The following is a 14,815-nucleotide window of genomic DNA, read 5'->3' on the forward strand; positions in this document are numbered from 1 at the left end:
GTGTGAAAGTTCTGACCGTATTTGGTACTCGCCCCGAAGCGATAAAAATGGCCCCGCTGGTTCAGGCGCTGGCGCAGGATCCCGCGTTTGAATCACGGCTGTGCGTCACCGCACAGCACCGCGAAATGCTCGATCAGGTGCTGCGTCTGTTCAGGCTGCAGCCGGACTACGATCTCAACATCATGCGGCCTGAGCAGGGGCTGACGGAGATCACCTGCCGCATCTTAGAGGGCATGAAAACCGTTCTGCTCGACTTCCGGCCCGACATCGTGCTGGTGCACGGCGACACGACGACCACGCTGGCGGCGAGTCTGGCCGCCTTTTATCATCAGATTCCGGTTGGCCATGTGGAAGCCGGGCTGCGCACTGGCGATCTCGCTTCGCCGTGGCCGGAAGAGGGCAACCGTAAGCTGACCGGCCATCTCGCCCGCCTGCATTTCACCCCAACCTCGCGCTCACGACAGAATCTGCTGAAGGAAAATCTCCCCGACTCACGCATTATCGTGACCGGTAATACGGTTATTGATGCGCTGCTATGGGTGCGCGATCGGGTGCTGGACGACAGCAATCTGAACGCACAGCTGGCGGCGCGCTATCCGTTTCTTCACCCGGATAAGAAACTGGTGCTGGTCACCGGCCACCGACGTGAGAGCTTTGGTGGCGGTTTTGAACGTATCTGCAGCGCGCTGGCGCAGATTGCCCGCCAGCATCCCGAGGCGCAGATTGTCTATCCGGTCCATCTCAATCCCAATGTCAGCGAGCCGGTTAACCGGATACTCAGCGGCATTGAGAATATCATTCTGATTGAACCGCAGGAGTACCTGCCTTTTGTCTGGCTGATGAACCGTGCCTGGCTGATCCTTACCGATTCCGGCGGCATTCAGGAGGAAGCGCCTTCACTGGGCAAGCCGGTGCTGGTGATGCGCGACACCACCGAGCGCCCTGAAGCCGTTGATGCCGGAACCGTCAGACTGGTGGGAACCGATATCGCCAGAATCGTCGCCAGCGTCAGCGAATTGCTGAGTGACGACGATGCCTGGCAGGCGATGAGCCATGCCCATAATCCGTATGGTGACGGCAAAGCCTGTGGTCGTATTTTACAAGCCTTAAAAGATAACCGAGCCGAATTATGAGTTTTGAAACCATCTCCGTGATTGGACTGGGATACATTGGGCTGCCGACGGCAGCCGTTTTTGCCTCAAAGGGAAAAAAAGTGGTGGGCGTGGATATCAACGCGCGCGCTGTAGAAACCATCAATCGTGGCGCGATCCACATTGTGGAACCCGATTTAGATCATGTGGTGCATGCGGCTGTTGCGCGTGGCGACCTGCGCGCCACCACGCAGCCTGAAGCCGCTGACGCTTTTCTGATCGCCGTACCGACGCCATTCAAAGATGATCATCAGCCCGACCTGCGCTTTGTGAAAGCTGCGGCGGAGTCGATTGCGCCGGTTCTGAAAAAGGGCGATCTGGTCATTCTGGAGTCGACCTCACCGGTAGGCAGCACCGAACAGATGGCCGACTGGCTGGCTGCGGCACGTCCCGACCTGCGCTTTCCGCAGCACGGTGAGACGCCCGATATTTTTGTCGCCTACTGCCCGGAGCGCGTACTGCCGGGTCAGGTGATGGTTGAGCTGATTAACAACGACCGGGTGATTGGCGGCATGACCCCCGCCTGTTCTGCCCGCGCCAGTGAGCTTTATCGGCTATTTTTAAAAGGTGAATGCGTTGAAACTAACGCCCGTACCGCCGAAATGTGCAAGCTGACCGAAAACAGCTTCCGTGACGTGAATATCGCTTTTGCCAATGAGCTGTCGCTGATTTGCGCCGACCAGGGAATTAACGTCTGGGAGCTGATTGCGCTGGCGAATCGCCATCCGCGTGTCAACATTCTGCAGCCGGGTCCGGGCGTCGGCGGTCACTGTATCGCCGTCGATCCCTGGTTTATCGTGGCGCAGAATCCCGAATTAGCCCGCCTGATCCGCACCGCGCGCGAGGTGAACGACGCCAAGCCGGAGTGGGTGCTGGACCAGGTGAAAACCGCGCTGGCGGACTGCCTGACGCAGACCGGCAAGCGCGCCAGTGATATCACCATTGCCTGCTTTGGCCTGGCCTTTAAACCCAATATCGACGACCTGCGCGAAAGCCCGGCGATGGGCGTGGCACAGAAGATTGCCGAATGGCACAGCGGCACCACCTGGATAGTTGAACCGCACATTGAGCAGCTTGCTGGTTCTCTGGCTGACAAAGCAGAGCTGGTTTCCAGCGCGCAGGCGCTGGACCAGGCCGATATTCTGGTGATGCTGGTCGATCACCGCGCCTTTCGCGCCATTGATGCCGCCGACGTTCAGCAGAACTGGATTGTCGACACCAAAGGTGTCTGGCGATGAAGCGTTTTCTGATCACGGGCGGTGCCGGGTTTATCGGCTCAGCTCTGGTGCGCTTTATCCTTTAAACGGCTTATCTGTGTGGCCGCCTGGCGTAACGGCTGGCTGAGTGATGACCAGCTGCGGGCTGCCGGTGGAGCGCTGACAAAAACCGGCTACGGCCAATACCTGCTGGATTTATTACATGCCCGTCCACGTCAGTATTAATCCCCTTAGCTGGGAAAGTGCATTCTTCGGTGTTGAGACCGTGCGGCTGGAGCCGGAGGGTGACATTCCGCTGGAGCAAGCGCTGCGTCATCCCTGTGCGCTGATGCAGATGAAAGTGGCTGCCAGCGAGACGGCGCTGATTGATACGCTACAGCAGCATCAGTTCCAGCTGGCAGAAGGCGAAGCGGACCTGGCACTGGCGGTTAACGAGACGGAACGGCAGGCGGGGATTCGTATTGCGCGCGAAGCTCAGATTCCGCTACTGCGCGATGCGGCCTCTCAGCTCTTCAGCCAGAGTCGTTTTCGCGCGCCCTGGTATGCACCGGACGCCAGTGGCCGTTTTTATGCACAATGGATTGAGAACGCGGTGCGCGGGACGTTTGACGATCAGTGTCTGGTGGCCAGTGACGCCACAGGTCAGCTACAGGGATTTGTTTCGCTGCGCGCGGTGGATGGCGATGCCCGCATTGGCCTGCTGGGCGTAATGCCTGACGCGCAGGGTCAGGGGCTGGGTCAGCGACTGCTGCTGGCGGCGGCTGACTGGGCGCGGGTCAGGCAGCTCGCGCAGCTTCGGGTGGCGACTCAGCTCAGTAATCTCACGGCGATGCGCCTCTATTTACGCAGCGGTGCCCGACTCGACAGCACCGCCTACTGGTTTTACAGGAAAGGTCATGATTCCATTTAATGCGCCGCCCGTTGTGGGCACAGAAATTGAGTATATGCAGTCGGCGATGAACAGCGGCAAGCTGTGCGGCGATGGCGGCTTCACCCGTCGCTGTCAGCAGTGGATGGAACAGCGTTTTGGCAGCAAAAAAGTGCTGCTGACCCCCTCCTGCACCGCTTCGCTGGAGATGGCGGCGCTGTTAATCGATCTGCAGCCCGGCGATGAGGTGATCATGCCGAGCTATACCTTTGTCTCAACCGCCAACGCCTTTGTGCTGCGCGGTGCGCGCATCGTGTTTGTCGATGTGCGCCCGGACACCATGAATATTGATGAGACCCTCATCGAAGCCGCCATCACAGAAAAAACCCGCGCCATTGTGCCGGTGCACTACGCAGGCGTGGCCTGTGAAATGGACACCATCATGGCGCTGGCGGCTAAGCATAAGCTGTTTGTGATTGAAGATGCGGCGCAGGGCGTGATGTCTCGCTATAAAGGCCGTGCACTGGGTACCATCGGTCATATTGGCTGCTTTAGTTTCCACGAAACCAAGAATTACACCGCCGGTGGCGAAGGTGGCGCGACGCTGATCAACGACGCGAGCCTGGTCGAGCGCGCCGAAATCGTGCGGGAAAAGGGCACGAACCGCAGCCAGTTCTTCCGCGGTCAGGTCGATAAATACACCTGGCGCGATATGGGGTCGAGCTTCCTGATGGCCGATCTGCAGGCGGCCTATCTCTGGGCGCAGCTGGAAGCCGCTGAGCGCATTAACCAGCAGCGGTTACGCATCTGGCAGCGTTATTATGACGCACTCCAGCCGCTGGCCGCCCAGGGCCGCATCAGTCTGCCGGTGATCCCCGCCAGCTGCGAACACAATGCGCACATGTTCTACATCAAGCTGCGCGATCAGGATGACCGTCAGGCGCTGATTAACTGGATGAAAGAAGCCGAGATACTGACGGTGTTCCACTATATTCCGCTGCACAGTTCGCCCGCGGGTGAGCGTTTCTCGCAGTTTGTCGGGGAAGATCGTTTTACCACGGCGGAAAGCGAACGCCTGCTGCGCCTGCCGCTGTTTTATAACCTGTCGGATAATAATCAGAGCACGGTTATCAGCTCACTGCTGAGCTTCTTTTCCTGATGTCATTAGCCAGAGCTTCAGTGTGGACCGCGTCGTCCACGCTGGTAAAAATTGTGTCTGGTCTGCTGGTGGTGAAACTGCTGGCGGTCAGCTTCGGTCCTGAAGGTGTGGGGCAGGCGGGGAACTTTCGTCAGCTGATTACCGTGCTGGGTGTACTGGCCGGGGCGGGCATCTTCAACGGTGTCACCACCTATGTGGCGCAGTATCAGCAGCAGCCCGGCCAGCTACGGGCGCTGGTGGGCACGGCATCGGCCATGGTGCTGGGCTTTTCCGGCGCGCTGGCGCTGCTGTTTCTGCTGGCGGCGGCCCCGATCAGCACGGCGCTGTTTGGTCACGACCGCTATCAGGGCGTTATCCGCGTGGTCGCTTTCCTTCAGCTCGGCATCGCCTGGGCCAACTTTACGCTGGCGCTGCTGAAGGGGTATCGCGACGCGCGCGGCAATGCGCTGGCGCTGATCGCTGGCAGCCTGATTGGGGTTATTGGCTATCTGGTCTGCTGGTGGCTGGGTGGCTATCAGGGCGCACTGACCGGCCTGGCGCTGGTGCCGGCCCTGCTGCTGCTGCCGGCACTGGTGATGCTGAAACGCCGCGCGCCGCTGCCGCTGAGCTGGCTGCGTCCGCAATGGCATCCTGAGCTGGCGCGTAATCTGGCGAAATATACCCTGATGGCGCTGATCACGGCGGTGACCCTGCCGGTGGCCTGGGTATTGATGCGTAACCTGCTGGCAGAGCAGCAGGGCTGGGCGCAGGTCGGCTTGTGGCAGGGCGTGACCAGCATTTCCGATGCCTATCTGCAGTTTATTACCGCCACCTTCAGCGTCTGGCTGTTGCCGACGCTGGCGCGGCTCGATAACAAGCGCGACATCGCGCGGGAGATTGGCCGCGCACTGCGCTTTGTCCTGCCTGCCGTGGCGGTTGCCAGTTTTGCCGTCTGGGTACTGCGTGACTTTGCCATCAGCCTGCTGTTCTCTGAGGCTTTTCGCGGAATGCGCGATCTCTTTGTCTGGCAGCTGTGCGGCGATGTTTTTAAAGTCGGTGCCTATGTTTTCGGATATCTGGTTATCGCCAAAGCCTCGCTGCGCTTTTATGTTCTGACGGAGATCAGCCAGTTTCTGTTACTGACCCTGTTCTCACGCTGGCTGATCCCCTTACATGGCGCGACGGGTGCGGCGCAGGCCTATATGTTTACCTATATGGCTTATTTTGCCCTGTGTTGTGGCGCTTTTATTGTTTACTGCCGGAAAAAATGACTTTAATTCACGTTTTGGGGGCGGACATTCCCCACCACAATCTTACGGTGCTGCGCTTTTTCAACGACGTTCTCAGCGTTGAGCAGCCTGCGGCTTCGCCACGCCATTTTATGGTCGTGACGCAACAGCCAGAGAGCCTGTCTTTGTTCAGTGCGTTACAGATCGAGTGCTTCGCGAGCAAGAAAGCGCTGGCAGAGGCGCTGCTGCAGCGGGCAAGAAATCGTCAGCAGCGTTTTTTCTGTCATGGTCAGTTTAACCCATGGATCTGGCTGGCATTACTCAGCGGTAAGCTGCGCCGTTCCCAGCTGTTCTGGCATGTCTGGGGTGCCGATCTCTATGAAGATTCGCGCAGTCTGAAGTTCCGCCTGTTCTATCTGGTTCGACGAATAGCGCAGGGGCGTGTTGCACAGGTTTTTGCGACCCGTGGTGACCTGCATCACTATCAGCAGCGTCATCGCCGCGTTCCCGGTTCACTGCTCTATTTCCCGACCCGGATGCCAGATGCTGCCGTTGAGTCGGCTCCCGCGCAGTCGTTTACGCTGCTGCTGGGCAATTCGGGCGATCCGAGTAACCGACATATTGAAGGCTTAAAGGCGATTCACGCACAGTTTGGCGAGCAGGTGCGCATCGACGTCCCATTAGGTTATCCGCCGGACAATGAGGCGTATATCAGCCAGATTCAGGCCGTAGCAGAGAAACTATTTCCGAACGGGCAGGTGCATCTGCTGCGTGAAAAGCTGGCATTTGATGATTACTTAGCCCTGCTGGCGCGCTGTCATGTTGGCTATTTTATGTTTGAGCGTCAGCAGGGAGTGGGGACACTTTGCCTGCTGATCCAGGCCAACGTGCCGTTTGTTTTGACCCGCAAAAATCCATTCTGGCGTGATGTGGCAGAGCAGCAGCTTCCGGTACTGTTCAGCGAAGATACGCTGTCGCCTGCAGTGATCGCCGAGGCACGCCGACAGCTGATGCGCTGTGATAAGCAGGCTATCGCCTTTTTTGCGCCAGGTTATCTGACAGGCTGGCGGGCAGCGTTACAGCGCAGCGAAGGGGAGTTGTCATGAGTCTTATGCAGTTTGGCGGCCTGCTGGTAGTCTATCTGCTGTCGCTGGTTTTTATTCTGACGCTGACATGGCGGGAGTTTAAGCGCGTCCGTTTTAACTTCCATCTGTTCTTTACGCTGCTATTCCTGCTGACCTTTTACTTCGGCTTCCCGCTGACCTCGGTGCTGGTGTTTCGCTTTAACGTGGACGTGATGCCGGTTGAGAATCTGCTGGAGGCGCTGCTGTCGGCCACGGCGTTTTACGCCATTTATTACGTCAGCTATAAAGTGCGGCTGAAACCGGCCAGTGTGCCTCCGGCTAAGCCCTGGCTGCAGATGAATCGGGTTGAAACCCATCTGACCTGTGTGATCCTGGCGCTGGTCGCGCTGGGTACCGTGACGGTGTTCTTCGTTCACAACGGTTTTCTGCTGTTCCGCCTGACCGCGTATAACCAGATTTTCTCCAGCGAAGTATCGGGCGTGGCGCTTAAACGCTTCTTCTATTTCTTTATTCCGGCGATGCTGATCCCCTACTTTTTACGGCCGACCCGGCGCAACTGGCTGCTGTTTTTGGTCGTGACGGTGGCCTTTGGTTTACTGACGTATGCACTGGTGGGCGGAACCCGCGCCAATATCATTATTGCGTTTGCCCTGTTCCTGTTTATCGGGATTACCCGTGGCTGGATCACCCTATGGATGCTGGCAACGGCGGGTGTGATGGCGATTGGGGGGATGTTCTGGCTGGCGCTGCGCCGCTATAACCTCGACGTGATGGGCGATGAAGCGTTCTATACCTTCCTCTATCTGACGCGTGATACCTTCTCGCCGTGGGAGAATCTGGCCCGGCTGCTGGATAACTATGACAAAATTGAGTTTCAGGGGCTGGCACCTCTGTGGCGTGATTTCTACGTGTTTATTCCGACCTGGCTCTGGCCGGATCGGCCGCTGGCGGTATTAAACAGCGCCAACTACTTCACGTGGGAAGTACTGAACAACCATTCGGGCCTGGCGATTTCCCCCACGCTGATCGGCTCCCTGGTAGTGATGGGCGGCGTCTGGGCCATTCCAGTTGGTGCTGTCGCGGTAGGGATGATTATTAAAGCCTTTGATGCGATCTACCAGCGTGGCTGCCTTGAGACCAACCGGTACACCGGTGCCATCCTGCAAAGCTTCTGTTTTGGCGCGGTGTTTAACATGATTGTGCTGGCCCGCGAAGGTCTCGATGCGTTCGGCTCTCGCGTGGTATTTTTCTGCCTCATTTTTGCTGCCTGCCTGGGCATGGCTAAATTACTTTTCTGGTTACTGGATCGCGCAGGTTTAATTCGCGACCGCAGCAGGCGGGTGTTGCACAGCCCGCTCTGATTAACCTCTGGGATTGACGGAAGATATGACAACCTTAACTGAGACGCCGCAGTACCGTATTCGCGGCGTTGATTTGTATGGCTTCGAAAACATGTCGTCGGCGGTAAATTTTCTGATGCCGCCGCAGAGCGTTCGCAGCGGTATTTTAGTGGCGATCAATGCGGAGAAGATCCTGACCGCTGAGCGGGATGAGGGATTGCGCACGCTGTTAGCGCAGGCGGAATATGCGTATGCCGATGGCATCAGCATTGTGCGTTCGATTCGTAAAAAGTATCCGCAGGCGTCGGTGCAGCGCATTGCGGGGGCAGATTTATGGGAAGCGCTGATGGAACGCGCCGGGCGGCAAGGGACGCCGGTGTTTCTTATCGGCGGTCGCCAGCAGGTGCTGGATGAAACCTGTAATAAGTTACGTCGTCAGTGGAACGTGAATATTGTCGGGGCGCAGGATGGCTATTTTGCGCCAGCCGACCAGGATGCGCTGTTTGCCCGGATTGCGGCCAGCGGGGCGAAGCTGGTGACCGTGGCGCTGGGCTCGCCGCGTCAGGAACTGCTGATGCTGGCGTGCCGTGCGTACTGGCCTGATGCCCTCTATATGGGTGTTGGCGGAACCTACGATGTTTTCACCGGTCATGTGAAGCGCGCGCCCAAAATCTGGCAGCGGCTGGGGCTGGAGTGGCTCTATCGTCTGATTCGGCAGCCGAGCCGCCTGCGCAGGCAATTAAAACTGCTTAAATATTTGCGCTATCACTGGCGCGGCGATCTCTGATATTGCTGATAAATGCCGCATTTTCAGGCATTGCGAGAGTGGAAATGTACTATTTGTCGACGAAATGCACAAAGCGTAATCAAACGCGTCTTTTTATTTAAAAAGCACTAGACACGATGGGCGCTTATCTCTAGTATGCACATCCGCAACGGCGCTACGCGCCCGTAGCTCAGCTGGATAGAGCGCTGCCCTCCGGAGGCAGAGGTCTCAGGTTCGAATCCTGTCGGGCGCGCCATATCGTTTGTGCGCATGAGCTTCGGTGGTTGATTTACCGCGGTTGGCAGTAGAGATTTACATGCTGCAGGTTTTAAACCTGTAACATTAAGAATAGTGGTGGCTATAGCTCAGTTGGTAGAGCCCTGGATTGTGATTCCAGTTGTCGTGGGTTCGAGTCCCATTAGCCACCCCAGATTTTGCTGGGAAACGCGAAGGTGGCGGAATTGGTAGACGCGCTAGCTTCAGGTGTTAGTGTCCTAACGGACGTGAGGGTTCAAGTCCCTCTCTTCGCACCAGGCAAAACAGTTAAAAAAATCGGCGAGTAGCGCAGCTTGGTAGCGCAACTGGTTTGGGACCAGTGGGTCGGAGGTTCGAATCCTCTCTCGCCGACCATTTTTAGAAACCTGTCTGAAAAGACAGGTTTTTTTTCGTCTGTAAAAAAGAGGATGAGAACCAACAGAGGAGGTTTGAGCCGAGCGTAGCGAGACAACGTTGCGTCAGCAACGGCCCGCAGGGCGCTGCTCGCAGAGCAGTGTAATCCTCTCTCGCCGACCATTTTAGAAACCTGTCTGAAAAGACAGGTTTTTTTTTCGTCTGTGGAAAAGTGGATTTGAATGTCTGCGGGAGATATGGGCCGGGTTGGGTGCGGTGTAACAATGTTGCTGTGAGTTCGAGCCTGCGAAGGGAGCACGGTCAGATCGGAAAGTCGCTTAAGCCATCCATGGCCGCTCGGCCCACGCGATTACGCACCTCATCCATGAGGTGCGCCCGTAAACGGGCCAACGCGTTGCGTTGTTCAAAAACGCTCCCGGCGTTTTTGTCCCTGTCGCGGGACGCTTTCCTCTTCTGACCGTGTTCCCTGCGCGTTGAGCTTATGCGCTGTGGTTAGATGCATCCGGGTTTAGATCTGTCATTAGCCCGAAGCTTCCTTGTAAGTATCTGATGCGTCTGCCATACGCGAAGCGAAAGGCGTATGCTCCCTGAAGCCCGCATAGCAGTGTGAGCGGGCGTGCGGTTGAGCTTATTTGTTGCAACCAAAGTTACTCTGCTTTGATTTGGCTAACAGCCTGAGCAGCGTCGGGAATCGCAGACAAATAAGCCATTGTTATTATTACGTTAAAAGAGAGATTGACCTTGTTGTCTCCATTCAGAGACAGAGAAAAGGTCAGCTGTCGCCTGATAACGACACTTCCTGCAGTACCTGGCTAAGGACAGACTTAGCAAGCTGTTTAACTTATTGATTTATAAATGCTTTAAAAATAAAGCTCAACCTGGCACGGCTTGTGCAATACTTCTGCTGTAGATGCTCATTCCACCTCTTATGTCTGCTGATGCTACATAAACCTGGGAATGATGCAGAGCCAATTTTAGGTACCTGTTGTCTGCCTGCCTGTATCGCGTAAGCCTTACAGGGTTAACAGACACCACGTTGAGTCAGGTACCTCCCGGTTGTCTTACCGACCTGATCTTGCACCTGCCACTGGCGGGTGTTTTTTTTTGCCTGTGCAATGCGGCTGGCAGATTGCAGGCACAAAAAAGCCGGGCGAGCCCGGCTTTATCCTGTCTGACCACTGCATCAGGCGTTGGGATTATTCTTCAGCGTCAGCAACAATCCTTCACGACGCATTTTCGCGGCCTCTTCCGGACGATGCAGACGATCATAGACATCTGCCAGCCACGCATAATCAAACGCATCCGGACGTTGTGCCAGCGCCTGCTGCAGCGCGTCTGCTGCCTGCTGCCATTCGCCATGACGCATCAGCAACTGTCCCAGCGTACTGTGCAGCAATGGCGTTGCGCCATGCTGTTTGATCTGCTGGCGTAATGCCTTCTCCAGCGCTTCCGGATTGCCGCTTTTGATGCGCGGCATCAGCAGCACCAGACGATCGTCATAATGACGCTTGAGGCCTTCCAGCACGATCGACTGTGCGGTGTCGTGATCGTTGCATTCAATCAGATGATCCGCCATTGCCACCTGCAGGGTCGTATCCTGACGGGTTTTGCGGCTCAGTGTGCCCCACCAGCGTTTTAGCCCATCGCTACCCTGATCGGCCATTGCCTGATTCATCAGACCCAGCCAGGCCTGCTGCTGTAACGCATCACGATGCAGCTCGTCACCGACCTGCGCCTTCTGCATAGCAGGCAGAATATCCAGCAATGCACTCCACGCACCCGTACGGACGTACGCCTGTTCGGCCAGGCGCAGCACTTCAGGGTGTCGCGGTGCCACTTCCAGCAGACGGTCAATGCTGTGACGCGCCGCATGATCTTCGTTACGGGCCAGCTGAATACGAGCGCGGGCGATTTCTACCGGGATGGTGTTGCTTTCGGACAGCTCAGCAGCACGTTCAAGATGCTGATTGGCACGAATTTCATCGCCACGCTGCTGGGCGGCTTCGGCGGCCAGCAGATAGTTGGCTACCGGCACATCGGCGTGATCGGCATCTTTAGACAGCAGTTTCTCCACCTGACGGTGATCGCCTTCCGCCAGCTTCATCAGCGCAGACTGGGTATGACGCTGCGCGCGACGGCGTTTGCGTCCGGTAAACCAGCCGCGGGTACGCGCCCCGGTGTGCAGCACACGACGCAGCAGCCATTCCACCGCCAGAATCACCAGCAGGCTGATGATCAGGATAATCACCAGGCCGGTGACGCTGGTTTCGATATTCCAGTTATCGGTCTGAATCAGCACGTAGCCCTGATGACCGGCAATCATCGGTCCCAGCACCACGCCCGCAATCAGCAGGATAAAGAGGATAAATACCTTAAGCATGCTTAGCCTCCCTGCTGATTAGCAGCGGCAGACGGTTGCGCCAACAGATTCCGCACGCGGGTCTGCATCAGCTGTTCCAGCAATGGCTGACTTTCCAGGTTATCCGGCAGATCCATATTGATGTTCTGCTGGCTCAGCTCATCCAACTGGGCAAGGAAGGCTTTGGTGGCGGCATCATTGGTGTCATACCAGGCGCGAACCCAGGCAGACACAGTATCGATTGATTGTTTATAAATCTCATCCTGATGACGCGGTACGGCCTGCGCAGCAATCAGCAGACGCGAGCGGATATTCTCACGCAGGTAAACATCCTGATTCGGAGCCAGCAGCGGTTGTGCGGTGTTATCGCGGCGGCGGATGGTAATAAAGTCATCCATGAAGTTATGCCAGCTTTTCACCAGATTCTGACGCCATTCACGTACCGAACCTGAGAGTTCGCCGCCGTCACTGTCCATCGGTGCATCATCGCTGTCGTTGTCGGCCAGACGCAGATTATCAACATTGTTCGACAGCTGATTCAGCTTGAGGATCACGCCGTCGTAGTCGACCTGCGTAACGGAAGAGAGGGTACTGATATCCTGTGTCAGCGCACGACGCACATTCATCACGCTGGGATCGTTCATGTCAGCCAGGCTGGCATCGGCGCTTTTCAGTAGTGCCGCGGCGGTGGTGACGTCCTGATCGCTCCAGAGTTTGCGGCCAGCCAGTTTCACCAGATAGTCCGCCTGTGCCAGCAGCCAGCTACGCACGTCGTTGCCAGAAATCACAGCCACTTTTTCACGCAGCGTTTCCAGCTCTTTTGCTGACGCAGTCTGCTGTTGCTGTGCCGTTTGCAGGGCAGTTTCAGTACCACTCAGTTGCTGTGTCAGCTGCTGTTTATCGCTGCTGGCCTGCTGCTGCAACGCGCTTAACTGGTCGCTCAGCTTCTGATTGGTTTGTGCCTGTAAATCAGCCTGATGTTTCCCGTTAAGGTATAAACCCGCACCCATCGCCAGCGCGATGACAATCGCCACTGCACCCAACACCATGCCACCCTTTTTCGCATGACGCGGAGGTGTGCTGTTGCTGGAAGGAGAGCGGTCGACCGCTGGGGTGGTTTCTTCAACCATGGCGGAGGAGTCTTTTTGTTCCGTCATATGTGGCACATCCCATTGTTAAAGTTCAGCGTAACGCGCGCAGCAGCGCATCGTTATCGGCACCATCGGCTACCTGAATATCCTGCCAACCCAATCCTGCGGCCAGGGTAGCCAAACGTTCACTGACGACGATCAGTCGGCAGTTGAGCAGCCATTCCTCGCGATCAACCGCGGGGAACAGCGAAAAAAGCTGTTGTAACATTTCACCGCTGGTCACTACCAGCACAGAGACGCCGCGATCGCGCCAGCGGCGGCCTTCAACCGGCCCGTCATAATGCTTCTGGCAGCGCTGATAGCAGGCAGCGAACGTTACCTCAGCACCTCGACGGGTTAATGTCTCCGCCAGCAGTTCGCGTCCGGGATCGCCACGCAGGATCAGCGCACGTTTACCGGCAACCTGCTGAAGCGTGTTTATCTGGATCAATTCCTCACTGGTTTCATGCGCATGAGGCCAGGTCACCTGCTGTCCGCTGACGGTGTGAAACGCCAGCGCGGTGCTGCGACCAATTGCATAATAGTCCAGCTCAGTAGGCCATGCTTTGATCGCGTGCTGTGCGTAGTGAATAACCTGCTGAGAAAGAATAAAGACGAGATCGCCGGCACGAAGTCCGGCGAGCCTGTGAGGCAGGGAATCGAGGTCAGCGCCCGGTGCAAATTCAATCAGCGGCAGGCTCCACGCCTGTTTGCCAAGGGCATGCAGGCGTGACACCAGCTCTGCCGCTGCGGGTTCCGGGCGCGTCACCAGGATGGTCATGCCGGCGGCTGCCCCTGATAGACCTCTTTCAGGATTTCACGCGCGCCGCCGTTCAGCAGTTCATCGGCCAGTGAGATGCCCATCTCTTCAGCCTGCGCGCGGGGGCCGCGGCGTTCGCCTCGGACCATAACCCGGCCATCGGGCGCACCGACCATGCCGCGCAGCCAGAGCTCATCGCCTTCCAGCACCGCGAAGCTGCCGATGGGCACCTGACAGCCACCCTCTAAGCGGGTATTCATAGCGCGTTCTGCTCTGACACAGATTTCGGTGTCATCGTGATTCAGCGCCTGTAACAGGCTGATTAAGGTGGTGTCGTCCAGACGGCATTCAATGCCGACCGCGCCCTGACCCACGGCGGGCAGGGAAACGTCAGCAGGCAGCGCCTGGCGAATGCGATCTTCCAGCCCCAGACGCTTCAGCCCGGCGACGGCAAGAATAATCGCGTCATATTCGCCGGCATCAAGTTTGCCGAGGCGGGTGCCGACATTGCCACGCAGCGAGCGGATCACCAGATCCGGTCGACGCGCGCTAATCTGGCACTGGCGACGCAGGCTGGAGGTGCCGACAACGGCACCCTGTGGCAGCGCATCAATGGAGTCATAATGATGAGAAACGAACGCATCACGCGGATCGTCGCGCTCGCAGATGGTTACCAGGCCCAGACCTTCAGGGAAACTGACCGGCACATCTTTCATAGAGTGCACTGCCATATCGGCACGGCCATCCTGCATTGCCAGCTCAAGCTCTTTGACAAACAGCCCTTTGCCACCGACTTTTGCCAGCGGCGTATCAAGGATAATGTCACCTTTGGTGACCATAGGCACCAGCTCAACGCGCAGTCCCGGATGGGCACTCATGAGTCGTTGCTGTACATAATGTGCCTGCCATAATGCGAGCGGGCTTTGTCTTGTAGCAATTCTGAAAATTTTGTCTAACATGCTGTTAACCATTTTTATCGTTCACTGAATATCCTATCATCTCTGGGTGAATACTGTCAGTTTCAACGGATTGAAAACGGCCTGTGCGCGGTTTCAGGCCCGGTTTATCAAGCCATAGCGTGGCAACCAGTGCCGAAAAGGCGGGAAGCTGGTAAGAACGTGCTAAACTGTTAAGTAGCGCAA

Annotated in this window: 12 protein-coding genes, 4 tRNA genes, 1 other RNA gene and 1 pseudogene; 14 read left to right on the forward strand and 4 right to left on the reverse strand. The window is 56.9% G+C overall.

Annotation, left to right across the window (positions count from 1 at the left end; all coding sequences use genetic code 11):
* Positions 1 to 2: 2 nt before the first annotated feature.
* The 14 genes and pseudogenes from wecB to F3I44_RS16540 all read left to right on the forward strand — a co-directional run bounded on the left by wecB (position 3) and on the right by F3I44_RS16540 (position 9,586).
* A complete protein-coding gene (gene wecB, locus F3I44_RS16475) occupies positions 3 to 1,133 on the forward strand; it encodes a non-hydrolyzing UDP-N-acetylglucosamine 2-epimerase (RefSeq protein WP_150013285.1) in 1,131 nt (376 codons plus the stop codon).
* A complete protein-coding gene (gene wecC / locus F3I44_RS16480; RefSeq protein WP_150013283.1) occupies positions 1,130 to 2,389 on the forward strand; it encodes a UDP-N-acetyl-D-mannosamine dehydrogenase in 1,260 nt (419 codons plus the stop codon). The genes wecB and wecC overlap by 4 nt, the downstream gene beginning before the upstream one ends.
* 84 nt (positions 2,390 to 2,473) lie before the next feature.
* Positions 2,474 to 2,593, forward strand: a pseudogene (locus tag F3I44_RS16485) (glucose-1-phosphate thymidylyltransferase 2 RmlA2); the annotation flags it as partial.
* Positions 2,571 to 3,278: a dTDP-4-amino-4,6-dideoxy-D-galactose acyltransferase gene (gene rffC / locus F3I44_RS16490; RefSeq protein ID WP_150013275.1), complete on the forward strand. Its 708-nt coding sequence runs from the start codon at positions 2,571 to 2,573 to the stop codon at positions 3,276 to 3,278. The pseudogene F3I44_RS16485 and the gene rffC, both read left to right, overlap by 23 nt.
* Positions 3,265 to 4,395, forward strand: coding sequence for a dTDP-4-amino-4,6-dideoxygalactose transaminase (gene rffA, locus F3I44_RS16495; RefSeq protein ID WP_150013273.1), 1,131 nt, complete (start codon positions 3,265 to 3,267; stop codon positions 4,393 to 4,395). The genes rffC and rffA overlap by 14 nt, the downstream gene beginning before the upstream one ends.
* Complete coding sequence (gene wzxE, locus F3I44_RS16500; RefSeq protein WP_150013271.1) at positions 4,395 to 5,645, forward strand: lipid III flippase WzxE; 1,251 nt, start codon at positions 4,395 to 4,397, stop codon at positions 5,643 to 5,645. The genes rffA and wzxE overlap by 1 nt, the downstream gene beginning before the upstream one ends.
* On the forward strand, positions 5,642 to 6,709 hold the full coding sequence (locus tag F3I44_RS16505; protein WP_150013269.1) for a TDP-N-acetylfucosamine:lipid II N-acetylfucosaminyltransferase: 1,068 nt from the start codon (positions 5,642 to 5,644) through the stop codon (positions 6,707 to 6,709). Before wzxE ends, F3I44_RS16505 begins: the two co-directional genes overlap by 4 nt.
* Positions 6,706 to 8,049, forward strand: a complete 1,344-nt coding sequence (wzyE, locus tag F3I44_RS16510) for an ECA oligosaccharide polymerase (RefSeq protein WP_150013267.1) — start codon at positions 6,706 to 6,708, stop codon at positions 8,047 to 8,049. Before F3I44_RS16505 ends, wzyE begins: the two co-directional genes overlap by 4 nt.
* A 25-nt stretch (positions 8,050 to 8,074) precedes the next feature.
* A complete protein-coding gene (gene wecG / locus F3I44_RS16515) occupies positions 8,075 to 8,815 on the forward strand; it encodes a lipopolysaccharide N-acetylmannosaminouronosyltransferase (RefSeq protein WP_150013265.1) in 741 nt (246 codons plus the stop codon).
* A gap of 158 nt (positions 8,816 to 8,973) precedes the next feature.
* Positions 8,974 to 9,050, forward strand: a tRNA-Arg gene (locus F3I44_RS16520).
* Between the two features lie 98 nt (positions 9,051 to 9,148).
* Positions 9,149 to 9,224 (forward strand) — tRNA-His (locus F3I44_RS16525).
* A 16-nt stretch (positions 9,225 to 9,240) separates the two neighbouring features.
* Positions 9,241 to 9,327: transfer RNA gene (locus tag F3I44_RS16530), tRNA-Leu, on the forward strand.
* A 20-nt stretch (positions 9,328 to 9,347) separates the two neighbouring features.
* Positions 9,348 to 9,424 (forward strand) — tRNA-Pro (locus F3I44_RS16535).
* Between the two features lie 32 nt (positions 9,425 to 9,456).
* Positions 9,457 to 9,586: non-coding RNA, RtT sRNA (locus F3I44_RS16540), on the forward strand.
* A 1,021-nt stretch (positions 9,587 to 10,607) separates the two neighbouring features.
* Here the strand turns inward: F3I44_RS16540 and hemY are convergent.
* The 4 genes from hemY to hemC are packed head-to-tail and all read right to left on the reverse strand — an operon-like array spanning position 10,608 to position 14,632.
* On the reverse strand, positions 10,608 to 11,804 hold the full coding sequence (hemY, locus tag F3I44_RS16550; protein ID WP_150013263.1) for a protoheme IX biogenesis protein HemY: 1,197 nt from the start codon (positions 11,802 to 11,804) through the stop codon (positions 10,608 to 10,610).
* Between the two features lie 2 nt (positions 11,805 to 11,806).
* Positions 11,807 to 12,940, reverse strand: a complete 1,134-nt coding sequence (gene hemX / locus F3I44_RS16555) for a uroporphyrinogen-III C-methyltransferase (RefSeq protein ID WP_150013261.1) — start codon at positions 12,938 to 12,940, stop codon at positions 11,807 to 11,809.
* Between the two features lie 25 nt (positions 12,941 to 12,965).
* Positions 12,966 to 13,694, reverse strand: coding sequence for a uroporphyrinogen-III synthase (gene hemD / locus F3I44_RS16560; RefSeq protein ID WP_150013259.1), 729 nt, complete (start codon positions 13,692 to 13,694; stop codon positions 12,966 to 12,968).
* On the reverse strand, positions 13,691 to 14,632 hold the full coding sequence (gene hemC / locus F3I44_RS16565) for a hydroxymethylbilane synthase (RefSeq protein WP_150013257.1): 942 nt from the start codon (positions 14,630 to 14,632) through the stop codon (positions 13,691 to 13,693). The genes hemD and hemC overlap by 4 nt, the downstream gene beginning before the upstream one ends.
* Positions 14,633 to 14,815: the final 183 nt, after the last annotated feature.

The sequence above is a fragment of the Pantoea sp. F_5 genome (genome assembly GCF_008631595.1).
Lineage (GTDB): Bacteria > Pseudomonadota > Gammaproteobacteria > Enterobacterales > Enterobacteriaceae > Pantoea > Pantoea gossypiicola.